Annotated in this window: 27 protein-coding genes; 14 read left to right on the top strand and 13 right to left on the bottom strand. The window is 35.8% G+C overall.

Going from position 1 to position 25,632, the window contains the following annotated elements:
• The first annotated feature begins 183 nt into the window (after positions 1-183).
• Positions 184-1,578, top strand: coding sequence for an SH3 domain-containing protein (locus EHQ49_RS09895; RefSeq protein WP_167483004.1), 1,395 nt, complete (start codon positions 184-186; stop codon positions 1,576-1,578).
• Between the two features lie 8 nt (positions 1,579-1,586).
• Positions 1,587-2,735 (top strand): multiheme c-type cytochrome, encoded by a 1,149-nt coding sequence (locus EHQ49_RS09900; RefSeq protein ID WP_135578918.1) that lies wholly within the window; start codon positions 1,587-1,589, stop codon positions 2,733-2,735.
• 6 nt (positions 2,736-2,741) lie between these two features.
• Here EHQ49_RS09900 and EHQ49_RS09905 read toward each other — a convergent pair whose 3' ends face one another.
• Together EHQ49_RS09905 and EHQ49_RS09910 are read right to left on the bottom strand one after the other, a co-directional pair.
• A complete protein-coding gene (locus EHQ49_RS09905) occupies positions 2,742-3,125 on the bottom strand; it encodes a nuclear transport factor 2 family protein (protein WP_135578920.1) in 384 nt (127 codons plus the stop codon).
• 90 nt (positions 3,126-3,215) lie between these two features.
• Complete coding sequence (locus EHQ49_RS09910) at positions 3,216-3,653, bottom strand: MarR family winged helix-turn-helix transcriptional regulator (protein ID WP_135578922.1); 438 nt, start codon at positions 3,651-3,653, stop codon at positions 3,216-3,218.
• Positions 3,654-3,803: 150 nt separating this feature from the next.
• On the opposite strand from EHQ49_RS09910, the gene rnk reads away from it, so the two are divergent.
• The gene (gene rnk / locus EHQ49_RS09915; protein ID WP_135578924.1) at positions 3,804-4,220 is read left to right on the top strand and encodes a nucleoside diphosphate kinase regulator; all 417 of its coding nucleotides are present in this window, start codon (positions 3,804-3,806) and stop codon (positions 4,218-4,220) included.
• 186 nt (positions 4,221-4,406) lie between these two features.
• Here the strand turns inward: rnk and EHQ49_RS09920 are convergent, their stop codons facing one another.
• The 3 genes from EHQ49_RS09920 to EHQ49_RS09930 form a co-directional block, all read right to left on the bottom strand.
• A complete protein-coding gene (locus tag EHQ49_RS09920) occupies positions 4,407-4,769 on the bottom strand; it encodes a cysteine rich repeat-containing protein (RefSeq protein ID WP_244241430.1) in 363 nt (120 codons plus the stop codon).
• A gap of 193 nt (positions 4,770-4,962) precedes the next feature.
• Positions 4,963-5,583: a glycosyltransferase gene (locus EHQ49_RS09925; RefSeq protein ID WP_135578928.1), complete on the bottom strand. Its 621-nt coding sequence runs from the start codon at positions 5,581-5,583 to the stop codon at positions 4,963-4,965.
• Between the two features lie 16 nt (positions 5,584-5,599).
• A complete protein-coding gene (locus tag EHQ49_RS09930) occupies positions 5,600-6,229 on the bottom strand; it encodes a DUF2306 domain-containing protein (protein WP_135578930.1) in 630 nt (209 codons plus the stop codon).
• A 106-nt stretch (positions 6,230-6,335) separates the two neighbouring features.
• Here EHQ49_RS09930 and EHQ49_RS09935 point away from each other — a divergent pair, with 106 nt between their 5' ends.
• Positions 6,336-6,974: a hypothetical protein gene (locus tag EHQ49_RS09935; protein ID WP_135578932.1), complete on the top strand. Its 639-nt coding sequence runs from the start codon at positions 6,336-6,338 to the stop codon at positions 6,972-6,974.
• A gap of 51 nt (positions 6,975-7,025) precedes the next feature.
• On the opposite strand, the gene EHQ49_RS09940 is transcribed toward EHQ49_RS09935, so the two are convergent.
• Both EHQ49_RS09940 and EHQ49_RS09945 read right to left on the bottom strand, forming a co-directional pair.
• Positions 7,026-7,262, bottom strand: coding sequence for a hypothetical protein (locus EHQ49_RS09940; RefSeq protein ID WP_135578934.1), 237 nt, complete (start codon positions 7,260-7,262; stop codon positions 7,026-7,028).
• 42 nt (positions 7,263-7,304) lie between these two features.
• A complete protein-coding gene (locus EHQ49_RS09945; protein ID WP_135578936.1) occupies positions 7,305-7,925 on the bottom strand; it encodes a TetR/AcrR family transcriptional regulator in 621 nt (206 codons plus the stop codon).
• A gap of 151 nt (positions 7,926-8,076) precedes the next feature.
• Between EHQ49_RS09945 and EHQ49_RS09950 the strand changes: the two genes are divergently transcribed.
• From EHQ49_RS09950 to EHQ49_RS09975, 6 genes are all read left to right on the top strand, one after another.
• Complete coding sequence (locus EHQ49_RS09950) at positions 8,077-8,958, top strand: alpha/beta fold hydrolase (RefSeq protein ID WP_135578938.1); 882 nt, start codon at positions 8,077-8,079, stop codon at positions 8,956-8,958.
• Positions 8,959-9,144: 186 nt separating this feature from the next.
• Positions 9,145-9,537, top strand: a complete 393-nt coding sequence (locus EHQ49_RS09955) for an STAS/SEC14 domain-containing protein (RefSeq protein ID WP_135578940.1) — start codon at positions 9,145-9,147, stop codon at positions 9,535-9,537.
• A gap of 9 nt (positions 9,538-9,546) precedes the next feature.
• Complete coding sequence (locus tag EHQ49_RS09960) at positions 9,547-10,812, top strand: methyl-accepting chemotaxis protein (protein WP_135578942.1); 1,266 nt, start codon at positions 9,547-9,549, stop codon at positions 10,810-10,812.
• 326 nt (positions 10,813-11,138) lie between these two features.
• On the top strand, positions 11,139-13,307 hold the full coding sequence (locus EHQ49_RS09965; protein ID WP_135578944.1) for an ATP-binding protein: 2,169 nt from the start codon (positions 11,139-11,141) through the stop codon (positions 13,305-13,307).
• 224 nt (positions 13,308-13,531) lie between these two features.
• Entirely contained in the window at positions 13,532-14,593 is a 1,062-nt protein-coding gene (locus EHQ49_RS09970; protein WP_135578946.1) for a methyltransferase domain-containing protein, read from the top strand.
• A gap of 318 nt (positions 14,594-14,911) precedes the next feature.
• Complete coding sequence (locus tag EHQ49_RS09975; protein ID WP_135578948.1) at positions 14,912-15,868, top strand: hypothetical protein; 957 nt, start codon at positions 14,912-14,914, stop codon at positions 15,866-15,868.
• An 84-nt stretch (positions 15,869-15,952) separates the two neighbouring features.
• Here the strand turns inward: EHQ49_RS09975 and EHQ49_RS09980 are convergent, their stop codons facing one another.
• From EHQ49_RS09980 to EHQ49_RS09995, 4 genes are all read right to left on the bottom strand, one after another.
• On the bottom strand, positions 15,953-17,920 hold the full coding sequence (locus tag EHQ49_RS09980) for an AMP-dependent synthetase/ligase (RefSeq protein WP_135578950.1): 1,968 nt from the start codon (positions 17,918-17,920) through the stop codon (positions 15,953-15,955).
• 62 nt (positions 17,921-17,982) lie between these two features.
• Complete coding sequence (locus EHQ49_RS09985) at positions 17,983-18,741, bottom strand: helix-turn-helix transcriptional regulator (protein WP_135578952.1); 759 nt, start codon at positions 18,739-18,741, stop codon at positions 17,983-17,985.
• A 27-nt stretch (positions 18,742-18,768) separates the two neighbouring features.
• Entirely contained in the window at positions 18,769-19,452 is a 684-nt protein-coding gene (locus EHQ49_RS09990) for a hypothetical protein (RefSeq protein WP_135578955.1), read from the bottom strand.
• A 247-nt stretch (positions 19,453-19,699) separates the two neighbouring features.
• Positions 19,700-20,293: a hypothetical protein gene (locus tag EHQ49_RS09995; RefSeq protein ID WP_135578957.1), complete on the bottom strand. Its 594-nt coding sequence runs from the start codon at positions 20,291-20,293 to the stop codon at positions 19,700-19,702.
• 498 nt (positions 20,294-20,791) lie between these two features.
• On the opposite strand from EHQ49_RS09995, the gene EHQ49_RS10000 reads away from it, so the two are divergent.
• Positions 20,792-21,178, top strand: a complete 387-nt coding sequence (locus EHQ49_RS10000; RefSeq protein ID WP_135578959.1) for a hypothetical protein — start codon at positions 20,792-20,794, stop codon at positions 21,176-21,178.
• A 66-nt stretch (positions 21,179-21,244) separates the two neighbouring features.
• Here the strand turns inward: EHQ49_RS10000 and EHQ49_RS10005 are convergent, their stop codons facing one another.
• A complete protein-coding gene (locus EHQ49_RS10005; protein WP_135578961.1) occupies positions 21,245-21,913 on the bottom strand; it encodes a DUF2461 domain-containing protein in 669 nt (222 codons plus the stop codon).
• Positions 21,914-22,198: 285 nt separating this feature from the next.
• On the opposite strand from EHQ49_RS10005, the gene EHQ49_RS10010 reads away from it, so the two are divergent.
• The 3 genes from EHQ49_RS10010 to EHQ49_RS10020 all read left to right on the top strand — a co-directional run bounded on the left by EHQ49_RS10010 (position 22,199) and on the right by EHQ49_RS10020 (position 25,119).
• Positions 22,199-22,924: a siderophore-interacting protein gene (locus EHQ49_RS10010; protein WP_135578963.1), complete on the top strand. Its 726-nt coding sequence runs from the start codon at positions 22,199-22,201 to the stop codon at positions 22,922-22,924.
• 334 nt (positions 22,925-23,258) lie between these two features.
• Positions 23,259-24,497, top strand: a complete 1,239-nt coding sequence (locus EHQ49_RS10015) for an adenylate/guanylate cyclase domain-containing protein (RefSeq protein WP_135578965.1) — start codon at positions 23,259-23,261, stop codon at positions 24,495-24,497.
• Positions 24,498-24,708: 211 nt separating this feature from the next.
• Complete coding sequence (locus EHQ49_RS10020; RefSeq protein ID WP_135578967.1) at positions 24,709-25,119, top strand: nuclear transport factor 2 family protein; 411 nt, start codon at positions 24,709-24,711, stop codon at positions 25,117-25,119.
• Between the two features lie 57 nt (positions 25,120-25,176).
• Here EHQ49_RS10020 and EHQ49_RS10025 read toward each other — a convergent pair whose 3' ends face one another.
• Positions 25,177-25,449: a hypothetical protein gene (locus tag EHQ49_RS10025; RefSeq protein WP_244241431.1), complete on the bottom strand. Its 273-nt coding sequence runs from the start codon at positions 25,447-25,449 to the stop codon at positions 25,177-25,179.
• Between the last annotated feature and the right edge of the window lie 183 nt (positions 25,450-25,632).

Below are 25,632 nucleotides of genomic sequence, written 5' to 3' on the forward strand. Positions count from 1 at the left end.
AACTTTGATTTTAGTCCCGAACAATGTCTCAAAAAGAAATTGATTCCCATCATTCTTTGCCCATAGAATCATCCAGCTACCCGACAAAGAGGACCCACCGTGCAGAAACCATCCAAGATACTGTTGATTTTCAATTTCTGTTTGTTGCTTTCGCTCATGTTCAGTTGTAAACCTAAAGAGACGTTGGCACCAATTGGCGAAGGTTATGTCTTCGGTGATGTTTGTTTACACCAAAGTCCTTCGGTTCTGTCTTTGTGTACTTTAAGACTTACACCCGGAACCAAAGTCGAAGTTTTAGAAAAAAACATTAAAAATGAAGCTAACGATCGCTATATGAATTGGTATAAAATCAGAACCAATCAACAAATAGGATTCGTATCACAAGATGAAGAAGAAATTCGATTAAAGTTTTCTGTCATCATACCCAATCTCACAGAATGGAAAATGGTTGTCACTGCAAGTTCCCTTCGATTGAGAGAACTACCTTCATTGTCAGCAAAAGTAATTACATCTTTACGGAACGGTGAAATTATCACAGCATTCGGATCTTCTGCACATAAATTTAAAGTTGAGGATAAATGGGATAGTTGGATCCAAGTAAAAACAAATTCTGGTATTTCCGGTTTTAGTTACGGGGGATTCTTAAGAGAAGTAAAAGATGAAACCGAAGCGGTCTTAACAAATGAAGAAATTATATCAGGATTTGTTGTTCTAACACAAGACCAACCAACATTTTGGCTCGAACCAAACAAAGTAAAACTAACCGACAAAGATGATTCGGATAATTTCGGAGCACCCAAATCATTGTTAAAACATACAAAATCAGGGTTACGGTTCCCAGCTTTGAAAAAAGCAGTCGTAGAAGGAGAAACTTATTACTACCTTGAACGCGAATTCTGTTATTATAGTATTAATTCAAGAGATTGCGAAGGAAACTTATCTGGATGGGTTTCTTCCAATGATTTAGAATATGTCAAAGATTCACTGTATGAGAAAACTCTTGCTGATTATCCGGAAAAAGAACAATTACCGCTGATTCAATTCCTTCACAATCAAAACGAAAACCCTTTAGAAGATGTATCCACTTTAAAAGTAAATCAATTACCTTTAAATGATAACCAACTCAACAAAGTTTGGGATGTTTCTTATAAAAAATTAGACAATAGTTATAATGCTGAATGGGAACCGAGACAATTAATACGCCAGGTATCAAATGACTTTTATGTTCTTACAGAAAACTATTCAGACAGCGAAATTATAGATATAGATGGAGATGGGATTTCTGAGTGGAAATCAACAAAATCGGGGAGAGCGGATTATTCCCTTCATATCTATTCACTTCAAAATTCAAAATTTGTTCAGATTTTGCAAATGGAAACTAATGATTATTCACCCAACTCATGTAGCTTTACCATTAACAACAAAGAGGTTCTTGATTTATCTTCCAATACGGACCAGGCCAATGAAAATACTACATGTTCAATGAACATTGAATCACCAAATCTCATTTTAAAAATTGGGAAAAAGACCTACAAATATACATTAAAATCTGGGAAGTTGATACGATCAAAAATTTAACTCCCTCAATGAGTTATCACTTAATCTCGTTTTTTTCCGTTACTTTGTTTGTGGGCCTAACAACCACTTTCACAATTAGTTGTAAAAATCAAAACGATGAAAATACGTTAAGATTTACGAATGGAGTGAATCCTATAGGGTATTCACTCACAAAAGATTCTATTTGGGACTCAAAAACAAATAATTTATTAGAAACTAACCAATCATGTGAAACCTGCCACAAACAAATTTATCTCAATTGGTCTAAATCTCGCCATAAAGAAGCTTATACAAACCAACTTTTTCAAACTAGTTTCAAAATTGAACCAATGGACTGGTGTTTGAACTGCCACGCTCCCTTGTTAGGTGAACAAATAAAATCAAAAGAAAATCAGTTAAAAAGAATCCAACAGGAAGACGGTGTTTCTTGTATCACATGTCATGTACGAGAGGGTAAAATTCTAACAGGGCAAATTCCAAAATTAAATTCACTTACACATAACTATACAAAAGTAGAAATGATGAACGAATCAAAGTTTTGTGCCAATTGCCATCAATTTTCATTTCCTACATCACAGTCTCTCGAAAAAAATCATTCCTTTGAATATTCCATGGTAGCCATGCAAGACACATACAAGGAATGGATAAAAAACAAATCATCAAACAAAAAAACTTGCCAGTCATGCCATCTTTCTAGTGGAAAAAAAGAATCTCACTCATTTCCCGGAGGACATACTTTAAAATTAATTTCAGACTCTTTTGATGTCAGCGCAACGAAAATTAACAACAATCAAGTATTAATCAAAATTCAAAGTATAGGAATCGACCATTCTTTCCCGACGGGAGATTTATTCAGGGCACTTCGTTTTCGTGTATACGGCCCGAGGCGAGTTTTTCTAAAAGAGTGGATCTTTAAAAAAGAATATACTACAAATAAAAATCCAAAACCAAATGAACCAACAAAGATACTTGTCTCAAACACAGTCTTTGAGAGTGAAGAACTAAAAACTTTAATCTTACAAACTGAATTCAACTTGGATTCGATCGATTATGACTTTTTTATCGATTATCAAAATGGTTTAAACGAACTCATTCATTTAGAAACGGTAAAAGAATCCAGAAAGGTTTTTCAGTCCGGTTCCATTCCCTTAAACCAAAAACCTTCTGGACATGGTTGAACTAAATTACTTTTTTTCAGCAACTACAACCGCTTTGATTATCTTCCAGCCATTTTGATCATTATAAAATGTATAAACAGATTGGAATTTCATTACCTTACTTTCCAAATCCGCTTTTACAAATCCAAACTGATCCAAAAATTCAATCGAATGAACTTTCACTTCTCTTTCCACACCACCAATTTTTCCTTCCTTCAGAGACTCTATGTATTTTGTTTTATCGGAACTAAATATAGAACCACTTCCTTTGATAGAAACACTATCAGTATAATCTGAATGGAATGCAGACTCCACTTCAGAAACTTTCCTTTCATCAATATTCTTCATAAGAGAAATAAATTCTCTTTTCAAAATATCCTGTTCCCCATCCATCTTTGTTTGAATTGTCATCGCCTTTCTCCTAAAATTTATAATACCTTAATAAAACCTCAATTTTTAAGATCAATTATTGTTGTTATAGCAACAATATAAATAAAAAAATCAATCCATTGATTCTTCATAAATTTGATCGATGATTCGTTTGAATGTTTTAAAATCCTGTGAGGAAAGTTTTTTAAACATTCGTTTCCGTTCTTCTGTAACAACAGACACCATCAAGTGATAGATTTCTGAACCTTTTTTAGTAGGATAAACTTGGTTTTTCCTACGGTCCTCTGAATCAGTCTGGATTTTAATCCAACCTTTTTCTTCCATATTCCGAAGTGCTCGCGCCATAGATGGTCTATCATCAAAATCCCTGCCCAAATCCGATTGGCTACAACCAGGTTGTTTCATCAAACGAACCAGAACAAACCATTGTTCCGGAAATAACTCCAACCCATTTGCAGATGCCAATCTCATAAACTGACGCCGCAAAGATCGAACCGTTCGATAAATTAAATAAGCATATGAATTCTCTAAATCAAATGAATCCGACATATGTTGCTATAGCAACAATAATTGGTTTTATTTTTTTGTCAAGTTCGAATTGCTTGCAAGTCTACAAACACCCATTGCCCATTATCCCTTGACAACGCCAGCAGTTTATTTATAGTATAAAGTTTTGCACAAATTAAAAGGAGTATTAGAATGAATACTAAAAACAAAATCTGTTTGACTCATTATGATTATGAACGACTCAAATCAATGATTCAGGAGTATACTAAAAGGAACAAAATGGATGCTAACGTAAAAGATCTATTAGGTGAAATGGAAAGAGCACAAAAAGTGGACTCACAAAAAATCCCATCAAACTTTGTGACAATGAATTCAGTAATTGAAATCAAAAACCTAGAAGAACTAGAGTTTCAAGAATTTAGATTAGTTTTTCCTGAGGATGCCAATACAAATGAAAACAAAATTTCTATTTTAGCACCGATGGGAACTGCAATTTTAGGTTATAAAATTGGAGATGTGATTCAATGGAAAGTTCCCGGCGGAGAAAACCAATTCCAAATCACTAATATCAAATACCAACCGGAAGCAAATGGAGATTTCCATCTTTGAACTGATACAAAAAATCGTAGTATCATAAACGTAACACAGAAGGAAGAGTTGTATGACCTTTTGTGTTGCGTTCCCAATCCAACCTTAAATACAAATTCCATCAAGGCAGGGCCGGGCTCCTTCGGGGTCCGCTTACGCTCCCGTCTGCCTCTCGGCAGACCAAGCCCTACGTATCCCTAACGTTTGTCATGTTTCGTTTAAAACGACCTTACATTGATTTGAGATTTTTGATTCATTTTCAAACAAACATTTTAAAATACGTCCACCGCCTGGGATGACCCATCGACAATATTCACTTACATCTTCCTTACAAAAACCTTGTGACTTAGTTTTCATTGTATCAGAAAGTGCACTCTGAGCTGCTTCACAAACATCGGAAAGATCTTTCCCCCGTTCTTTCAAACATTGTAAAATCCGAGCTTTTGTGGGTTTAATACCTTTACAGTAAGTGGCAATCTCTGGCTGACAAATTTCATAAATGGTTTTTGTCTCAGCAAATACCGATAAATTAAAACAAAAAATGAGAATTAAAAAGTATGGTTTCATCATTCGATAGTTCCTTTTTTAAAATACTATAGTTTCAAGAGTCAGCTTCAGAATCAATTTGCGAATCTATAAATCAGGGAATAAAGTCCATTATATTGCAAAATTGTATCTTTATTTGAACAACAATCCTAGACTCTAACATCGAAACCCATTTGGATGCAACAACTGTCACAACACAACCTAATCCAAATCAAATTTATCTTTGGTATAGAGAAAAAAGAAAAGAAGAAGGTAGTCGTAAAAAATATCCCAATTTTAAAATTTGATTGATGAACGCCTGTTGTAATATCCCGTTTTTTTCAAATCGATGGGCTGACGTAATAGCAAGATAAGGTAATAAAACAGGCTGTTCAATTTTTCGAAACTGAATGCTCAGTTCTGTATCCTCAAATAGATATTCAGAACTTAGATCCGATTTCCAAAACTTACGATCAAAAAAAATACAATGATCAAGATAAACAATCCCTTGCCACTTCAAACGAATAAAATTGGAATACCAGGATATAAATCTCAAGAGAAAATGTGATTTATCAAATTGATGGATAAATCCACCCCAAATCATCGGCCTTTCGCTCGCGCAACTGATTTGGATTAGGTGTTCAATGGCTTCTTTGGGAAGTTTTGTTCGCGGGTGATGGAAAAGGATCACCTCACCTTTGGATCTATGAAATCCGATATTTAATCTTTCTGCTCGTTTGACTGCTTCCGACTGACTTACAAGAATGATTTCGAGATCCTGGCGATTGACAAAGTCCTTAAGAGATTCTTGGAAAAGTGAATTTTCTCCATTGTCAGTTGGAATGATGATACTTAACATAAACTTAAATCCAGGTTCACCGACTGGTCTTCCTTACAATCCATTCTGCAAATAAAAAATTGATCAACCAACCTGCTCCCATCATCAAATCCCGTGGAATTCCGGAAGGATCACCACCAACAAAAAGGAACCAAGGTAAATGTGTAAACACTTGTGTGCCAGCACCCATCCCAATCGCATAACCACGAATCATCCAATGACCATGTAATGTGATCTTTTTTTGAAGAATCAAAGAAAAACCAACCACTAAACATAGAGTCATCCAAACTCCCACCACCAAACGAATTCCAAACAGCCAATCTCCATCAGTTGGAACTCTTGGATAAAAAATAGTAAGCCACAAACCAGATAATGCGGAGACAAGTCCCATACAAACGAGAATCCTTCCCGAAATTCGATGCCAGCTGGTATATTTCTTTCGCAACCCCGGTGAAAACTGAAACACTCCTAAGATGCTAAAGAAAATCACTGCTACAATATGAATGAGAACAGGTATCGGATCATTAAAAAACCTTTGATTTTCCACAGTATAACCAACGCCAGTTGTTAATTGAGTGAAACGAATGAAACCCGCAATGCCAGGAACCAAAGTTAAAAAAAGAAGCGAGACAATAATCGAATAGTCTTTTTTAAAAAGTGTTGTCATTGTGAACTTTGACTCATTATCTTAATAAAATTAAGATAATGCAACTAAAAAAGAAAGAATAAATGTATCGACTTTTTTAATCAATTAGAATTGTTTTAACTAACAGATGTTAACAAAACAAATATTATTCATTCTTTTTTCTTTTATTAGTTTATTCACTTGCCAATCCACAGGAAACTATTTAACAAATAGGAGTTTGGACCTTGCGGATTCTTTCACACTCGGAGTGGAAACAAACCATTATGGTGCCGGGTTTTGGGTATGGTGTTTGGGAGGAGGAGCTAATATCAACCAAAACGCAAAAGGAATCGGTTTACGGAACGGACATCTTGGTTTGTACAAAGCTGGCGGTGTTGATGATATTGGAATCTTTGGTGGACCAAGTAACAAAACCTTTACGAACCAAATGGGAAATTCATTTATAATTCTCAATTCCAACCAACATAGATCTATTTATCCTGATTTAAAAAGAAGTCGAAAAAAATCCTATGATGCATCCAACGTGATGATGTTAGTGTTTTTTACGGATAAAAAAACTAGTTCAGGAAAAAAACACTGCAACCAACCGGTAAGTGTCGAAGTTTCTTTAGGTTTATTTTTAGGTGTTCGTGCCGGATTTAACTTTAGTGAATTTACCGACTTCTTATTAGGATTTACTACTTATGATTTTATGGAAGATGATGTTTTCGAATCAAATGAGGAAACTAATATAATAAAGCCAAATGGATCAAAATCACAATCGTAGATTGAATTAAACTTACCAACTAGAAGATAAGTAAATTCTAAACTTTTGTTCTTATTTTTTCAATCTAGTTTTCACTTCCGCCAAAATTTCCAAATAAACACCAGAACCCAAATGGTATTCAATATCAGATTTTCCAGATCCATTCAAAATTTCTTCAAACTTCCAATCATAACGATTAGGATCCTTCCCTGTATCAAACCAATCTTTAAAAATAACATGATCTCCTTCGATTAGGATTTCGACAAGGTGATAGGGTTCTGAATTTTTCCAATATCTTTTTTCTGTCATACAACTTACCTCTCCCGAGTTGACGATATTCAACGAGATTATTTACTTTCTATTTTTTCCATAAAACTTCAGAAACAAAGATACACTATGTACAGCATGTTTACGAATTTCTTTCTGATTCGGTAAACTTGAGTCACCAAGAAACATCGCCTGATTCAAATAGGCAGATAAAATTAGCCAATTAAAATCTTCTGCTGCTTTTTTTTTATCAACCATTTGTAACAAACCTTGTTTGCAAAAATGATGAAACAATTCTGCTAGTTTGGTAAAAGCCACTTGAGGACCATTTTTATAAAAAGATGCTGCTAATTCAGGAAACCGGTCCGCTTCACCAATCACAAGTCGCCGAAGCCTGATGACTTCCGGAGTGAGTAAAACAGAAAGTTCTCCGATAGCATAACCAACTAAGAATTTTTTTATATCCCTTACTTCGCTGGTCGGTTTTAAACTCTGATAAGAATCAGCGGTTTTCCGAGAGGTCAAGTTCGTAATAATTTCTGTAAATAGAACTTCTTTGCTAGCAAAATGTTTGTATACCGTCTGTTTGGAAACAGCAGCTTCCGTTGCAATCTCTTCCATATTAGTGCCCAGATACCCTTTCTTTAAAAAAACTTGAGTACCTGCACTTAATATAAACTGATGTTTCTCTTCGTATTGACTCATTCACACAAACCCTATTAAAAAACGTCTTGACGACAACTTTCAATCAACTATTACTAAATTATAGTACTAGACAGTCTAGTTCTATAATAATCCCTAAACCAATCCGGGTCAAACAATTTTACAATGGGAGATAAGAAACATGGGAGAAGATATGAAAATCCTTTTTATTGCACTTACCAGTATCAGCATTGCATTAGCGAGCACAGCTTGTAACAGTTCTTCGAATAACAATGAACCATTTTTAAAAGTAATTTCAAAAGACGGAACGAACATTGCGTATGAAAAAATCGGATCCGGCCCAGCCTTAATTTTTATTACGGGAGCCATTTGCCATAGAAAGTTCCAACCGATCATTGATGATGCAAAGGCTCTTAGTGAAAATTTTACTGTTTATAATTACGATAGGCGTGGCCGAGGTGATAGCGGAGATACAGAAACCTATTCCATCCAATCGGAAATACAGGATATAGAAGCATTAATCGATGCGGCCGGAGGATCAGCATACATTTACGGTCATTCTTCAGGTGCAGTATTAGCTATGGAAGCCGCGCTCACTTTAACAAACAAAGTTAAAAAAGTTTATATTTATGATCCATCCTATGTATCAAACGAAAAAGAATATAAAGATTATCAGCTAACAAAAGAAAAAGTCAAAACTCTACTTGCCGAAGAAAAATACTCTAAAGCCGTTGATGAGTTTCTAGTTTCCATTGGTATGCCAAGGATATTTACATTTTTTTTACCGCTCACTCCAGGTTGGAAAAGAACTGTAAAACTGGCACCAACCCTTCTTTATGATATTGCTCTTACTGAAAATCTCGCACCTACAGAAAGATTATCAAAAATCAAAATACCGATTTGTATTGCTTACGGAGAAGAAAGTCCCGAGGAAATTCAAAGGGTATCTCGTTTACTGGGACAAACCATCCAAACTTCTCTTTTACAAGGAGTGCCAAAACAAGATCATATGGTAGATACAAAAATTCTATTACCAAAAATGGTGGAATTTTTTAAAACTGAGACCCAGAAATGATCAGAAATCTAATCAAGTTCAATATGGACTCCCACATAAAAAATGAAATGATTCTCATGCGCGTATGACATCTCAGTGTCAGCATCGAACAACAAAACAAAAAAAAGGAATCACTCGAAATAGAATTACCTTGCAATTTTCGTCTTAAGAAAATACCAATCACTTCAACAAGAAGGTTCAATTCGAATGATTATATTTCAATGCCCCACAGCTGTGACAGAATACCTGGAAGATAAAAAGATCGTCGTTCTTACACAGACAGGAAAAAACACTGGAGCTAATTTAAAAGACAGTTTAGACAAAGGAGTTGAGGCGCTCATTAACAATAAAGCAGTCAAGTGGTTGTCCGATAACAGAAATATGGGCACACATACTGCAGAAGATGTAGAATGGCTGAACAACGACTGGACTCCAAGAGCCATCAAAGCTGGCTGGAAAAAGTGGGCACTGATCCAACCGCAATCAGCATTGTCTGCTATGTCTGAAAAAAACCTTGTCGATTTTTTTGCTACAAATGGCATCGAAGTTAAAATTTTCGAAACACCTGAAGAAGGATACAAATGGCTGGAGTCAGTTTAGATTCCATTCATGAAATTTAACAAAACAACCCAATACTTAGTTTTATCGATTGGACTGATCACAACCCAACTTGCCACTTTGGTGTATCAACTATATGATACATCAAAACTAAGTTGGGTCATCACTCTTTTACAAGCGACTGGACTTATCCTCTCGCTTGTCACAGTGTTATTTGCCTTCAAACAAATTAAAAGTTATAAAAAACAATTTTTGGTTATCAAAAAGACAATAACCAATGCAATCAATGGTAGTTTACACATTGAACCTTCGCTCAAATCAAAATTGAACAAAAAAAGTGAAGTTGATTCAATACTACTATCCTTATTTGAACTATTACATATCTTTCAAGACATTATTTCATTATTAAAAGATGCAACAAAAGGGTTAAAAGCTTCCGTCGATAATGCAAAGTTAGCTGACGATTCGTTTAACTCAAGTTTAATCAGTCAAAAAGACTATTCGCAGAATTTAGATTTAACAGTCCGTAAAATGACGGACAACATGACAAATATAGAAAATGCTTCTACGAATAATTATTCGACTTTGATTAGAGTTTCTGAAAGTATCAAACTTCTTTCCGAACACATCAATGAGTCAGAAAAAAATAGTAACTTATCAAAAAATTTAACATTTGGTATTTCAAATAAAATTCAAAAAGGTAATAAGGCGATGGAAGAAATGGCGAACGTCATTGAGAACATTGCTGTCAGTTCCGGCAAAATTGAAGGGATGGTCATTGTCATTAAAGAAATTTCGGAACGTGTTAACTTACTAGCACTCAATGCTTCTATCGAAGCGGCACGAGCCGGCGAATATGGAAGTGGTTTTGCTGTTGTTGCCCAAGAAGTATCAAAACTAGCAACTCAAACCTCCAATAGCATCAAAGAAATTGATAATAACGTAAAACGGAATAAAGAAGAAGTAACTCTTAACCGTCAAAAAATTAACGAGACCAACCAGTTATACAAAGAAATCATTGGAGAAGTAAAAGAAATTTTCGAAAAAATTGATTTCATTTCCGAATCGGCAACAAACCAAATTCAAATCAAAGAGAAATTAATTTTCGAATCCGAACAACTTTCACAAATGTTAGCTGAGATCAACGAAAACATTACAGATCAAAATAACTCACAAAAGTTAATTTCTGATGTGGCACAAGCGATGGATTCAAACGTAAAAGCAACATTTTCAGAAGGAGAAAATTTATCTAAATTGTTAGAGAAAATCAAATCTACAACTGATGATATCGGCGGTGTTATTTTATTGTTTAAATAACAAAATCCGAGTCAGTTGATTGTCTACACAACCAATATTTACATCACTGTAAAAAATAGGATTTCCCTAATCCGTTCCGACATTCAAGAACCGTGTTCGCATAACGCAGGTTTTCATTTATTGCATGGATCCTAAAAAAAATAGCATTTTTGTGTTTTTTTATCACTGCTTTAGTTCTTTCACTAAGAGAAGAAACAGAAAACAAACCATCGGGAAATTTATTACAATTATCTCGCTACATCAGTATATTTTCTGATTGCCTATAGTTTTGTTTCATGGTGCCCTTCTTTTTTACGCTTTTTCACCACTAGAATGGATTAAGAAATATGGATTCAAAAGAGCAAAGGTCGGAACCGACTCCCCAAGAGAAAACAAATCCAATTTTAAATTTCCAAAACGTCTTTGAGGCTCTTCCCGAGCTTTATATGCTCTTAGATTTAGACTTTAATATCATCAACATCAGTGATGCCTATGCGAAAGCCACATTGATTGAAAGAGATAAAGTAGTAGGACATAATATTTTTGAAATATTCCCGGACAATCCAAATGATAAAAATGCTGATGGAGTCAAACTACTCAGAGCTTCTTTGATGCAAGTGCTTAACTACAAAGTTTCTAGCACAATGACATTACAAAAATATGATATTTCTAAACCTGATGGAAGTGGATTTGAAGTTAGGTATTGGAGCCCTAGAAACTCTCCAGTGTTAGATAAAGCCGGAAACTTAATTTGTATTGTTCATTGTGCGGAAGATGTTACCGAATTTGTTTATTTAAAACAACAAAAATTAGAACAATCAGAAGTTACTGAAGATATGTCAGAGCGAATCGCAAAGATGGAATCCGAAGTGATTACTCGTGCCAAAGAAGTCATTGAAAAAAATGAAGCTCTATTAAATAGCGAACAAAACTTATCTATCACCTTAAGTTCGATAGGTGATGCTGTACTTGCCACAGATGAATATGGTATCATCAACCGTTTAAATCCAGTAGCAGAAGGGTTAACTGGATGGACTGAAAGTGAAGCAATTGGTCGAAATGTAAACGAAGTATTAAAATTAGTAAATGCAAAAACTGGCATAACCAAAGATATTCCAATATTTGAAGTCCTATCGACCGGGAAAGCAAAGGTAAATAGTCAAGATGGAATTCTAATCCATCGAAATGGAAGAAGGATCAATCTTTCAGATAACTGCGCACCAATAAGAAATAAATCAGGCCAGATCATTGGATCCATTTTAGTTTTTCGAGATATTTCAGAAGAGTTTGCAGCAAAAACATTTTTAGAAAAAGCAAAAGAAGACGCTGAACTAGCAAACAAAGCAAAGGATTCATTCCTTGCCACAATGAGTCACGAAATTCGTACACCACTTAGCGGGCTCATAGGAATGTTAGAATTACTTTTTCAAACTAACTTAAGTGATGATCAAAGAAGTATGGTTAAAAATGCTCTAGGATCCGGGAACAGTTTACTACGTATTTTAAGTGACATTCTTGATTGGTCAAAAATAGAAGAAGGTAAATTAGAATTATCACTACAGCCAACATCTATCAACCAACTTCTATCTGAAGTGGTAACAACTTATTTACATATTGCAAGTGCCAAAGGTTTAATATTAACATATAGTGTTGACGAAAATATTTTGGATGCACATATTATGGATCCGCTACGCCTATCGCAAATTATCAATAATTTTGTCAGTAACGGAATTAAATTCACCTTAAAAGGAAATATAAAGATTTCTGCAACATTGGTTAAAAATCTAACCAATGCACAACAAATTCAATTTTCGGTCACAGATACAGGAATAGGTCTTAGTAAAAAAGACCAAACCAAATTGTTTCAAACTTACACACAAGCTACTGCTGATACAGCGAGGTTGTATGGTGGCACTGGCCTTGGGCTTGCCATCTGCAGACGATTGGCAGATTTATTGGATGGTACGATCACGATTGATAGTGAACCGGGTGTAGGTTCTACATTCAGCATCACATTACCTCTTCCTATCGCTAATCTTGATCTAAAAAATTCAAACCAATTGGGAACTGAGAATACATCCATTGAACCCATCACTCATCCTCCCTCTGCTGTCCCTCGTATTTTAGCCGTGGATGATAACTCGGTAAATTTGGAACTTTTAATTCGCCAACTTGAAATCTTGGGACTTCAAGTAGACGGTGCTGAAGATGGTGAAAAAGCGCTCATGTTATGGCAAACAAACAAATATGATCTCATCATTACCGATTGTAACATGCCTATTAAAGACGGTTATGCATTAACAAAAGAGATTCGAAATGTGGAAACCTTTAGCTATCAAAAACGAATCCCTATCATCGGTTATACTGCAAATGTTTTAAGCGAAGAAAATGAACGTTGTATAGCCATAGGAATGGATGAAGTTTTGATAAAACCAGCTCGATTAACAAATCTGAGACACACTCTTCTGAAATGGTTGCCAACAATCATTCACCCGACCCCAACAAAATCTACCTAATAACGAATTGGTATTTGTTCAATAGTTCCAAATCATACCTCGTAAAATAGCGGTAACTTAAGAATTCAAATTGTAGTAATTTTACTTTTAGAACAATTCAATGCAATAAGAGACCATTATTTTGTGCGGACTGAAAACTTCCCACAAAGGATTCGATTTACATCAAAAAGGTGAAACAAATCATAAACCTAGTTTTACTTACCTAATTTATCGGAACCAAATCGATGGCTAAAAATACTGAAAATGAGACATTGGAAGCAGTACAAAATTATTATGGAAAAATACTCCAAACAAACAAAGATTTAAAAACCTCTGCATGTTGTAGCACTGAATCCTTACCTTCCACCTATTTACCGTTATTGTCCAATATCCACCCAGTGATCAAAGATAAATTTTATGGGTGTGGATCCCCCTTTCCACCCGCACTTACTGGCAGAAAAATTTTAGATTTAGGATGTGGTTCAGGAAGAGATGTTTATCTATTATCTCAATTAGTTGGAGAGTTTGGATCCGTGATTGGTATCGATATGACAAACGAACAATTAGAAGTTGCAAATAAATACATCGAATACCATCAAAAACAGTTTGGTTATAAAAAATCCAATGTTTCTTTTGTTAAAGGTTATATTGAAAACTTAAAATCCTGTGGTATAGAAGATAAATCTATCGATTTAGTTGTTTCTAACTGTGTTACGAATCTATCACCTAACAAAAAATCCGTTTTTTCCGAGATATTTAGAGTCTTAAAACCAGGTGGTGAATTGTATTTTTCCGATGTATTTGCTGACCAAAGAATTCCTGAAGAACTCAAAAAAGATCCTGTTTTACTTGGTGAATGTTTGGGAGGAGCTCTTTATACAGAAGATTTTAGACGATTACTCACTGAACTAGGAATTCACGATTTTCGGATTGTCTCTCAGTCCAAAATTAATTTATTGAACTCGGAAATTCAGAAAAAAGTGGGGAATATCAACTTTTATTCCATCACATTTAGGGCCTTTAACATTCCATTGGAAGATCGTTGCGAAGACTATGGGCAAGTAGCATATTACAAAGGAACCATCGACGGATCCCCACATAATTTTACATTAGATGATCACCATGTTTTTATCACAGGAAAACCAATGTTAGTTTGTGGTAATACGGCAGACATGGTCTCTACCACTCACTACAAAGACCATTTTCAAATCATTGGTGATAAATCAAAACATTTTGGACTTTTCGATTGTGGCCCAACTCCCTTGATTAGGGCTTCGGATGCTGGACTAGTAAGTGCCTGTTGTTGATATAGGCGATTCGATAAAAACAATATGGAAAAAAATTTCTAATATTTGTTAGGTAATTATTTTAAACCTATTATTTGGATTATTTATTTTCTATTTAACCCAAAATCATAAGGTCAAAAAAGGAATTCACTCCCTCATAAACATTATTATCAAAATTCTTATCGTTTTACCCAGGGAACCAACCCCCTACTTTTGCATTATGTTTACGAATATTGCATTTCGCTTGTTTTTTTATAGTTTTTTTTAAAACACGCAATATTCATAAATCCGAATTTTCGTATTTACTATTTTTTCTAACCATTTAACTTCGTATATGCTATGAAACCGATCCTCCTATTCACCTTCCTTCTTTGTCTGTTTGGCTGCAAAAAAAAGGACTCTTCTGATACTGAGAACACTCTCTTAGCTCTGTTCCTTCTGGCTCCCACTGATATCGTCTTCGAATTGGGATATCCTGGCTCGCAAAACCAGCTGAAGAATTCGGAACTTTCAGGGAAAACCTCAGGAATTACAGTGAAAGTGGGTGGGATTACAGCCACGGGTGTTTCCTCACCAGCTTCCGACACCATCCAATTCACGATGCCAACAATCCCAGGCATAACGGAAAATGCAGCCGTTGATTTTGTAGTCGAAAAAGATGGAGCCAGTGTTTATTCTACAAAGGTTCGTTACAGGCCAATACTCAGTTGGGCGATCAACCAACCGATAGGAACCTCTCGTCCGATTGATGCCAGAGACAATAAAAGTTTTTTCCAAATTACGGCAACCACAGCAACGCATGTTTTTAATACTTTAGGTCATGGAGCTTTTGACTTAGATTTATATTATTTTACAAGTTTGAACGGTACCCCCATTCCTTTTGCTGAAAAAAGAATGACGGGGGCAGAATTCAATCGCGTTGCACTGAATGCAGGAACTGTTTACATTATGGCAAAACATATCAGTGGTTTCGGTGGTACTTATAATTTGCAAGTGGCCAATAGCGGAGTAGTGCCAACCTCTTCAGCTAAATTAACTTACTCCGGATGGACGTTTAATCTATGTTATGATACAATGGGGACTGGACCAGCCACAACAAACACCTGTGCTGTTCAAATGGCAGTATACAGTCCAACAAGAACCGGACGTTGCACTTATCCTGGAGACAGTGGCTTAACTACAAGAAATTATTATGCAGAAGGTGGATTTGCAAACCAAACCACCAACCAAACAGGTTGTCTCAATCCTGGAGGCGGTTCTTATAACGAAGCGGAGGCGATTTTTATTACAGAATAATTTTCCGACCCTCATCATAAAAGAAAATAATCGCAACTGTTTTTCCTACAAAGCAGTTGCGATCATCTCCTAAAAAAATCGTTTTTAATCAACAGAAACTTTTATTTTTTCCAAATACATCGAATCAATCAAAGATTGATATTTAGCAGTGACAACATGTCTTTTGATCGATAATTTTGCCGACAATTCATCCCCAACTTCAAATGCCTTTGGGAGAAGTCTTACTTCGACGACCTTTTCAAAACTTTTAAATCCATTTTCCGTACGAATCATATTCTTCACTTCCTGTTCCATTTTCTGCTGAACGGAACGATTTGTTGCCAGTTGTTCGTAAGTAGATCCGTAATCTTTGAATTTATCAAGTGCAGGTAAAATCAATGCACCTAAGTATTTTTGATCCTGACCGACAACCATCACATGGTCGATGTAAGGAGATTGGCAAAGTTTGTTTTCAATAGGTACAGGTTCAATGTTTTCGCCGTTAAGAAGAACAATTGTTTCTTTAGTTCTACCAACAATCTTAAGTGTATCATTGTACGTCATGATCCCAAGATCTCCTGTATTAAACCAACCATCATTTGACAATACTTTGGTGGTAATATCAGGTCTTTTGTAGTAACCTTTCATAATCTGAGGTCCACGTACATGCACTTCGCCTTTGATTCCTTTTTCAGGAGGATATAATACTTTACCAGTTTCTATATCTTTCAGCATAATTTCTGTTTCTGGAAACAAGGGTCCCACGCTGCCAACAACCAAATGTTTTGGTGTACGGAACGCAAGACCAGGAGAAGTTTCCGTCAATCCATACCCTTCAAATACGGGAATTCTGATCGTGTTGAAGAACTCATCAATGTGTAAAGGCAAAGCTCCCCCACCAGAAACAGTGCCTCTTAAGTTCCCACCTGTCACTTGTCTAATTTTTTTTAAAACTAGAGTATCAAGGATCAAGTAGGGAACCAGAAATATGATGAATGTAAACAGAGAGAAAATAAAAAGTAAAACAGACTGCAAAAAATTCCGACCATTCAGATCCAACTGGTTCCCTTTAAAAAAATGGAGTGATCTTTGTATGCGAAGAGCAGAGTGATAGGCAGCCTTAAATAATATTTTTTTAAGGAAAGAACCTGTTTGTATCTTTGTTTGCATTGCTTGATAAATACTTTCCCAAAGCCTCGGTGCGGAGGCCATAAAAGTAGGTTTTACGATGGATAGATCTTCACGAATGTTTCGAACGTTCGTATAGTATTGTGAGGCGCCCATAGCAATGGTTCCCATCTGAAAAACTCTTTCGAAACTATGCCAAACAGGTAGAATAGAAAGAAATCGATCTTTCGGACCAATTGAAATTGGAATATTCCGCAACTGCGAAATCATATTTGTATGAGTTAACATCACACCTTTTGGTTCCCCCGTGGTTCCCGATGTATAAATGATGGTAAATAAATCCTCCGGTTTGATTGCGGCAACTCGTTCCTCTACCCGCCTATCACCTAACTCCCGCAACTTTTTCCCTTTTGCGATCAGATCACTCATTTTTATGGTATTAGAAATCGTTTGGACATTCGAATGAGTTTGTATTCTTTTGTCTAAATTATCTTTTGTGTTTTTTAAAATAGATTCCTCATCCATAAGAATCACATAGGTTATGTTTGGTAAATCATTCCGATTTTTCTCAATTTTTCGCAATGTAGTTTCATTTTCTACGAACACCATTTTGGCATCAGAATGTGGAATAATATATTGAATATCACCATCAGTTACGTCTGTTCCGCGTGGCACATCTGCAGCTCCACTGAGAATAATCCCATAATTGGCGATGATCCATTCTTTCCGATTATCAGAAAGAACGGCTACATGTTCACGAGCATTTAACCCAAGTTCGATTAATCCAGTAGCTAGAGCGAGGCCAACTTCATATAATTCACTGAAATTAATCGTAACAAATTGTTTAAGATTGTTCCTTGTTCCAAAGGCTGGTTTATCACCATACTTCTTGGCACTCTCATAAAACAATTCTGCGAGGTTTTTCGCCGTAACTTTTGAACTCATATCTCTTTCTCTCCGAAACAAATACAATATCAGATTTAAAAAATCAGTCTTGAACGGAACGGCTATCGAGAGAAGAAAATGGCAGAAAAAGGTTCTTTCTTTTTTGTAAAATCGGAAGGACCAACCCCAAAGGATCTACGAAAAATACGGGTAAAGTGAGATTGATCGGCAAACCCTCCTTCATGAGCCGCATCCAATAAATGAGGATGATTCGCCAAATAATCCACAGCCTTCTTTGTTTTCAGCCAAAGTCGATAAACAGAAAAAGGAACACCGGTTTCCGCTCGAAATAAATGACGAAACCGTTCCGCAGACAAAGATGCTTCCAAAGCTAAACGTTGGAGTGAAAAATTTTCGATTTCTACATTTTGAATGCTCTTTTGAATGCGAACATCCATGATACGGTTTGTTGGATAAACAAAATCTTTGTTAATGATTTCTAATAACAAAGAACGAACGTTTGTATTTGATAGGTTCAAAATTTCCTGGATTCGATGTTTTATCGTTTCGGTAAACAAATCCCCAACTTCAAATGCAGAGTGATTTGCAGTCAAACTCCGATCACGAAAAAGATGATATCCTGTGGTTAAAGGGTCCAAATAAAGCAATGTGAGATTTCCTTCGGCAGATCGCATTTCATGACTCACACCAGAAGGAATACAAACCGCGTGATATTTTTTCCAATCACCACCAAACGTACGTAATTCTACATATCCAGAATCAGGCAAACTGATCTGAATATAAAAATGGCTGTGCCTCTGAGTTGAGAAACCGTCTCCACGATAAGTAGCAAAATCATCCCAGATCAAAAATTGTTTCATCGTTTTAAATTAAAGAACCAAATCCAATCAAGTTGTCTCAAATTTTCGATACAGAATAAAACTACGAATCCCAAAATAAATAAAAAAGAAAGAAACAAAAATCATCATGACTTCTGCGACGTACCCATTGGAACCAGAAATCCAAGTGCAAAAAATTGCAACACCAGGAAAAAAAGAAATCATTCCATTAAACCACTGTTTAGTGGAAAAATAAATCGAAGACAAAACAAACATAACAATCGCTATAGCTCCCCATTTCCACCAAGTAGCCACTTCTAGGTGTGAGAGTAAGTCACGAAAATCTTCTAGTCTATCCAAACGAAATAAAATTTGATCCATAATGTAATTCTCATACAAATCACAGGGAACAATGATTATACTAATAACAAAACCCAACCAAGTGAACGGATTTATTTTTTTAATTTCAGAGAATACAAGAAAAAACATGAAACCGGCATATAAAAAAGGAAAAAAGATATCGAGCTTTTGACCTACCCTCATTTCAGAGCGAAGTTTTTTTGTTACTTCTTCGTTTCCCGTTAAAAATTTTAAATCTTCTGTTGATTGCGCAAATTCGAAAGCAATGACTGGAGTTCTAAATCCTTCACTCAATGCCGCTTGACTTGGATACATAAAAAGTCCAATGAGAGAAACAAACAATGTGGAAATACCAAAAACGGCTACAACTTTCCTAGAACGCAACAATTGCATAACATTCCTCTTAAAACAAAATTTTTATACGCATCTTCATAATTCTCACAACCAAATCAGATTCATACAATACAATGTTATCATATTATGGAATTGCATTTTATTAACTTGTGCGTTCCCAATTTTGTTTTTATTTTGAAATTTGATAAATACCGGGTCGGGCTCCTCCGGGGTGCGCTAACGCTCCCGTCCGCCCTATGGCGGACCAAGCCCTACCGATCCCTAACGCGGGTTAATTTAAACTTTATTATTGAAACGCTTCTTCCAAAGACTTAAACACTTCTCGACTAACACCAACAGGCATAAAAAATCCGATCTTATCTACAGTTTTAGAAGAACCTCCGTAGATTTCAATCGCCACAGAAGTTTCCGCCGTCTCAGCAACTAGTATTTCTTGGAACTTTGGATACACTTTGGTCGGCGCTAAAAAATATGACAAAAAATTCTTAAATGGGAAAGAAGCACCCAGTCCATTCATCTTAGGCATATAAAAAGTTTTAAACTTACCTTCTATTTGTTTTTTTTGTTCTGGAGAAAGCCCTTCCAATCGACAACCTAAAACAGATCGTAATTTTTCAGGTTCTGTATCAGGGCTGTCCAAATAAATTGCCAAACTATCACAATCGGTAATTCCAACGGATTCCCAATCTTTCTGAAAATTCTCCCAACTGGCCCCTATGTTTTCATAAGCTCCCTTATGGGTTGTATAGTAAACTTCCGCTGGACCAAATGATTCGCGACTCACCGTCACTTGCTGAAACCCACCCATATAACCGTAAAATGCGATCCCAAGGACAATCAAGGTGACAATGGAGATACCAATATATTTTAATTTATTCATTTTTCCCCCTAAAATCAAAATCTCTTTAAGCTAAAACTATCTTGGAAAAAAACACGACTTGCTATTTAAATCAATGTAAAATTTCAGAAGTCATTCAAAAATGCAAACAATCAAATTAGGGAAAAACAGAAATTGATTTCAAAATCTGGATCATAAACAAAGTCAATTCGCAAACGCATTAGTAACTCCGAATATAAATTCATACATATTTTATTTCGCTGGTAATATTTTTCTTAATCCTCACATCCCCACATTCTGGTGCCCGTGCTTATCATAAAAAAACAATCGAATCGAACGATTTTTATTCGGTGCTTCTACTGATTTATCTAATCCAAGCTATACAATATTCTCAACAAACCATCGCTCCGTTCACAAAGAAGATCTTTTTTCGAGCACGGTACCCGAAAGAGCTAGAATTCAAAATTCAAAGGAAAAGCTAAAGAAATAAAACTCGCTTTTATTTCCCTTTCTGTTCCTGTTAGTCCCGAGGTATAAAGAATGAAATTTATTTTTTCCAATATCAAATGGATTATGCTCGGGTCCGGAATCATCACCTGTTCCATGTTACTTTCTGCGTTACATCCAAGTTTAGGACTTATGTTAACCTTTGGAGATACGTTAAACGGCGATTTAGCCAATATCATCGTTCGTAATTGGGCTGCCTTGATCACTATTGTGGGTGGGATGCTCATTTATGGAGCTTATAACGAACCAAATCGTAACTTAGTTCTCGTTGTGGCTTCGTTGAGTAAAAGTATTTTTGTTCTACTCAATCTGATTTATGGATCATCTTTTTTAATGAAGTCGGGAATTGCTCTTGTTTTCGATTCCATACTTGTAATCATTTTTGTTTCTTATCTTTTCTTACAAAAATCCAAAAAATAAAAAAGATCCTAGCTTCGGTTTTATTTTAACTGTCAAAATAGTAAATTCAGATTGTGCTTTTTCGTTCTACTTTCGATCCATTGCCTTTTCCAAAAACTGGTTCAAGGGATATAGGTTTTGAAAGGTTTTTACAGTTTCGCTCGCAAAGTGATTTGAAGTTAAGTCTGAATTTTTTATTTTTTTGGCTACGGCAAATCCTTTGTATTTCAAAAATTCAATCATGGGATGTTCCTTATCAAATCCCTTGGGAGCTGTTTTTAATTTCTCTGCATAGAATTCCGTTCCAAAATCTTGGATGAACTTACGGTCCTCAAATATTGTTTTTAAAGTTTTCGAATCCGCTATGATTCTTTCTCTGATTTTAAATAATGATTTCGGGTCGGGCATATAACACCCACCACCGATTAGGGATTCACTTGGTTCGATGTGAAGATAATAACCCGTTCCTTCAATTTTCCGATTCCCACCTCTCATAAAAATTCCGAAGTGAGTTTTGTAAGGGCTTTTATCTTTAGAAAAACGAACATCTTTATAAATCCTAAAAATACAAGACTTGGGATCAACACCCTTTAAACTTTTATCAAACTTCTCTATCTCTGATAAAAAATAACCAGTGAGTAAAACTAATTCACTCTGGATTTCAGTAAACCGATCTTTGTTTTCAATAAACCAGGTTCGATTGTTATTTAATTTTAATTCAGATAAATAATTAAGGATGGTTTTACTTATTTTCATAACGGATAAATTCCAGTTTCACCATTTTGTGATTCACAGTAGAATTCGTAAAATATTTCCTTTTTTGCTTTCCGAATTGATTCTTAACGGTTCTGTTTGTTAGAGACCCAATTTTAGGAAAATACTTTGGAAAAGATTAGTTTCCCTTTATCAAAAAAATCGTATTTTTCGGTTTATGATTCTATTTTTCTTCCACGGCTGCACGGAAGAAAATTGTTTTATACTTATCTCACGGATCGCTTGAAACATTACAAACAAGCGGACACACATTCATAGGAGAATTAAATGTCGGAACCAAATTCATTTTTCAAACGTAGCTTAAAGTCGGTCTTCAGTATTTTTTTAACTCAAACTAAAATTTCAAAAATAGAACGGCTAACGAATACATTCGTCCTTATCGAAATGACGGGGAAAAAATTAAAAGAGTCAAAGTGGGTGCCCGGTGGCAAAGTACAAGTCGATGTTGGAAATCTAACCTACCGCACTTTCACTCCCATTAACGTTGATAAAGCGGAAGGCAAACTTTCTTTTTTATGTTACGAACATCACAATGGCCCTGCTTCCCATTGGTTAAGTACCTTAAAAGTTGGTGACACATGCGAAGTATTCGGCCCTCGTGAGTCATTGGATTTTTCGGACCTTGAGGGAGATGCCATCCTATTCGGCGATGAAACTTCTTTTGGTATCGCGAAGGTTTTGCAAAACAAAGTGGGGAAAAAATCTCACTTATTCTTCGAGCTGACTTCGGTAGAAACAAACAAAGAGGCTCTCGAAAAATTAGGAGTTACTGGGCAGAGAATGCTAGAACGATCCGCCGATGGATCACATCTCCAAAAACTTTCACAAGAAATTGTGGACCGCATCTCGCAGATTCCCGACACAAAAGTTTTTTTAACCGGTCGAGCAAGTTCCATCCAACAAGTCAGAAACTATTTAAAAAACTCCGGCATACCAACTAACAAACTAAAGGTTCGTGCCTACTGGGCAGATGGAAAGATCGGCCTGGACTAGTGGGAATTTTTAGGGCGTTCCCAATGGGTTCGTGTCACTGGATTTGATCTAATAAGGGTCGGGCCACTCCGGGGTCCGCTAACGCTCCCGTCCCCAGCCATCTAACGATGGCAGGTGACCAAGCCCTTCGTCTCCCTAACGCGGGAAAATTCAAGAAACCACTCCATTCGCCGATCCTTTCACAGGGAACTCAGTGAAATAAAATAGACTCGCATTCCACACAACACACCTCTTATCATGACGGATAGATTCCGAACTTTTTCAAAAAACCAAATCTTTATTTTTCAATTTGATTTCGGAATAATAGCTCTAAATTTTTGATATGGTTTAATACATGAAACTTTCATTAGTTGATGAAATCTTAATTGCAAGGGAGATGAAAAACGAAAAAACAGTCGCTTTTGTTCGATTTGCCCTATTTTCACTCACTTCAATTTTAGATAGTTTATCCTATTTTGGATGGATCCATTACACAATCGTTCCCACTAGTCTCATCACTGTTGGATTGGATATTTTATTTCTAATCTTTGCCACCCTTGTTTTGGTTTTTCTATTTTATTTACCTTACAAACCGTATTTAAAATTTTTCACGATTACCTTAGACTATTTTATCATTGGGCTTATGATTTTTCTTGACCCAACGATTCTAAAAGGAAACGGCCTCATCTATTTTATCGCAATGACAAGTGCCATGTTTGTTTTCCAGTTCAATCTTCTGAGACATTCGAAAGCAGGAACGATCTACGGTGCTATTTTGGCATTTGTATACTTCCTTGTGGTCTCCATTGGATTAGAAGATGGTTACCCATTTGATTTGATTCCCATGATGTTTGGATTGGCAATGATGTTGGGAATGGGATATCTAACTACGGTTTCCAATATCGAAATGGTGAAAGAAGCCAATGCAAAACAAATGATGGAAAGGTATCTTCCATCACAGTTAGTCAGTGAGTTTTATAAAAACAAGGCACAACTAGAACCTGGTGGCGAAAACAAAGAAGTAACCATTCTTTTCTCAGATATCAGATCTTTTACAAAATTTTCAGAACAAAGATCTGCCGAAGAAGTGGTTCAATTCTTAAATCATTATTTATCTCGCATGACAGAGGTCATATTTAAATTCAATGGCACCATTGATAAATTTATCGGTGATGCGATCATGACCCTATTTGGTGCTCCATTCAAACGAGATGATGATGCTCTCCGCGCCGTCAAATCCGCTGTCGCTATGATTCGTGAAATCGAAATACTAAACGAAACGATGCCAAATCCAGAAGACAAATTACAAGTGGGAATTGGGATTCATACAGGCGAAGCCATTGTTGGAAACATTGGTTCCGACCGAAGGTTAGATTATACAGTCATTGGTGACAACGTAAACTTAGCTTCTCGAATTGAAGGATTAACCAAACATTACCATTGTCCTATTTTAATTTCGGAAGCCACTTACAAACAAGTAGTCGGCAAATATTCATCAGATGATGGGTTCGAAATTCGTGAAATTGATCAAGTCATTGTCAAAGGAAAATCAAAACCAATCACAGTATACGAAGTGGTTTGTTTAACAGTTTAAAAAAGGGATTCAACTTCGAATGTTTCCAAAAGTTTTTTCAATTTGATTCATTGGAATGTGCACTGAAAATTGAATTAAGTTAAAAAAATGAATGATCTATTTTAACTTAACTTTTTTGATCGACCTAGAGTGCACCTATCACCAAAGTAGACCGATTGGATCACTACACTGGCTCTAGTTTTTTAAAATATCCATTACGAAGGAATTCCATATGAATGTATCTGAAAACAAAAAGATTGTTATCGATTTTTTTAAACACTTGAATGAACGAAATATGAAAGATGCATTCGAATTATTCGATGAAGACTTACATTGGTGGATTGTAGGAAACATACCCGTTTCCGGTGATTACGACTTTAAAAAGATTACATTTGGATTTAAAATGATCTTCAGAGCGTTTGAGAACTTCCAGTTCACTTTGAAAGAGATGACGGGAGAAGAGGAGCGAGTGAGCCTTATCGCCGAATCTCATGCAATTAGAAAATCTACCGGGAAACATTATAACAACCAGTATCATTTTCTATTTACCCTGCACCAAGGTAAGATACAGAAGGTAAAAGAATTTTTTGATACAGTTCATGCTTTGTGGGTAGAAAGTCCAGAAAGCGAAGAGATTTCTTGAAAGAAGTTATAAATTGCTTCAAGTATCCATCTGGATGGGATTGATCAAATCAAATAGCTACATTTTTAGTTTATAATATTCAGAAGTATACTCATAATGATTTCCAAATAAGTTATCTAACTTTCCCGAATTATCTCTATTCGTATAGATGATGTCTTCAATCTCACGTCTTCGACTTTCTAAGTCTGGATCGATATCTTTTCTATGAGTGATCATGGCTTTTACAATTTTCTTTTCTAAAATGTCCACTTTCTTAAAGGCATATTCGGTACTATTTAATTTGTTTTTGCGTTTGATAAACCAGCGAACTGCATCAGGGTATTTTGCCACTTGCTTTCGGTATTCCTCCTCAGACTGGCGAGCTCCGCACTTTTGACTCCGCTTCCGTCAGAAACGCATTCTGGTTTGGGTTTCCGATCCAAGATCGAAATTGGATTCAGAAATATATCCGAACATAAAAAAAGCCTCACATCAATTGACGTAAGGCTTTTCCCAACAAATGTATACGACATG

The sequence above is a fragment of the Leptospira perdikensis genome (assembly GCF_004769575.1).
GTDB classification, from domain to species: Bacteria; Spirochaetota; Leptospiria; order Leptospirales; family Leptospiraceae; genus Leptospira_A; species Leptospira_A perdikensis.

Bases quoted from the DNA above. Each gene is read 5' to 3' on its own strand.
- EHQ49_RS09900 (WP_135578918.1), top strand. From the start codon at position 1,587: ATGAGTTATCACTTAATCTCGTTTTTTTCCGTTACTTTGTTTGTGGGC.
- EHQ49_RS09905 (WP_135578920.1), bottom strand. From the start codon at position 3,125: ATGACAATTCAAACAAAGATGGATGGGGAACAGGATATTTTGAAAAGA.
- EHQ49_RS09910 (WP_135578922.1), bottom strand. From the start codon at position 3,653: ATGTCGGATTCATTTGATTTAGAGAATTCATATGCTTATTTAATTTAT.
- rnk (WP_135578924.1), top strand. From the start codon at position 3,804: ATGAATACTAAAAACAAAATCTGTTTGACTCATTATGATTATGAACGA.
- EHQ49_RS09920 (WP_244241430.1), bottom strand. From the start codon at position 4,769: ATGATGAAACCATACTTTTTAATTCTCATTTTTTGTTTTAATTTATCG.
- EHQ49_RS09925 (WP_135578928.1), bottom strand. From the start codon at position 5,583: ATGTTAAGTATCATCATTCCAACTGACAATGGAGAAAATTCACTTTTC.
- EHQ49_RS09930 (WP_135578930.1), bottom strand. From the start codon at position 6,229: ATGACAACACTTTTTAAAAAAGACTATTCGATTATTGTCTCGCTTCTT.
- EHQ49_RS09935 (WP_135578932.1), top strand. From the start codon at position 6,336: ATGTTAACAAAACAAATATTATTCATTCTTTTTTCTTTTATTAGTTTA.
- EHQ49_RS09940 (WP_135578934.1), bottom strand. From the start codon at position 7,262: ATGACAGAAAAAAGATATTGGAAAAATTCAGAACCCTATCACCTTGTC.
- EHQ49_RS09945 (WP_135578936.1), bottom strand. From the start codon at position 7,925: ATGAGTCAATACGAAGAGAAACATCAGTTTATATTAAGTGCAGGTACT.
- EHQ49_RS09950 (WP_135578938.1), top strand. From the start codon at position 8,077: ATGAAAATCCTTTTTATTGCACTTACCAGTATCAGCATTGCATTAGCG.
- EHQ49_RS09955 (WP_135578940.1), top strand. From the start codon at position 9,145: ATGATTATATTTCAATGCCCCACAGCTGTGACAGAATACCTGGAAGAT.
- EHQ49_RS09960 (WP_135578942.1), top strand. From the start codon at position 9,547: ATGAAATTTAACAAAACAACCCAATACTTAGTTTTATCGATTGGACTG.
- EHQ49_RS09965 (WP_135578944.1), top strand. From the start codon at position 11,139: ATGGATTCAAAAGAGCAAAGGTCGGAACCGACTCCCCAAGAGAAAACA.
- EHQ49_RS09970 (WP_135578946.1), top strand. From the start codon at position 13,532: ATGGCTAAAAATACTGAAAATGAGACATTGGAAGCAGTACAAAATTAT.
- EHQ49_RS09975 (WP_135578948.1), top strand. From the start codon at position 14,912: ATGAAACCGATCCTCCTATTCACCTTCCTTCTTTGTCTGTTTGGCTGC.
- EHQ49_RS09980 (WP_135578950.1), bottom strand. From the start codon at position 17,920: ATGAGTTCAAAAGTTACGGCGAAAAACCTCGCAGAATTGTTTTATGAG.
- EHQ49_RS09985 (WP_135578952.1), bottom strand. From the start codon at position 18,741: ATGAAACAATTTTTGATCTGGGATGATTTTGCTACTTATCGTGGAGAC.
- EHQ49_RS09990 (WP_135578955.1), bottom strand. From the start codon at position 19,452: ATGCAATTGTTGCGTTCTAGGAAAGTTGTAGCCGTTTTTGGTATTTCC.
- EHQ49_RS09995 (WP_135578957.1), bottom strand. From the start codon at position 20,293: ATGAATAAATTAAAATATATTGGTATCTCCATTGTCACCTTGATTGTC.
- EHQ49_RS10000 (WP_135578959.1), top strand. From the start codon at position 20,792: ATGAAATTTATTTTTTCCAATATCAAATGGATTATGCTCGGGTCCGGA.
- EHQ49_RS10005 (WP_135578961.1), bottom strand. From the start codon at position 21,913: ATGAAAATAAGTAAAACCATCCTTAATTATTTATCTGAATTAAAATTA.
- EHQ49_RS10010 (WP_135578963.1), top strand. From the start codon at position 22,199: ATGTCGGAACCAAATTCATTTTTCAAACGTAGCTTAAAGTCGGTCTTC.
- EHQ49_RS10015 (WP_135578965.1), top strand. From the start codon at position 23,259: ATGAAACTTTCATTAGTTGATGAAATCTTAATTGCAAGGGAGATGAAA.
- EHQ49_RS10020 (WP_135578967.1), top strand. From the start codon at position 24,709: ATGAATGTATCTGAAAACAAAAAGATTGTTATCGATTTTTTTAAACAC.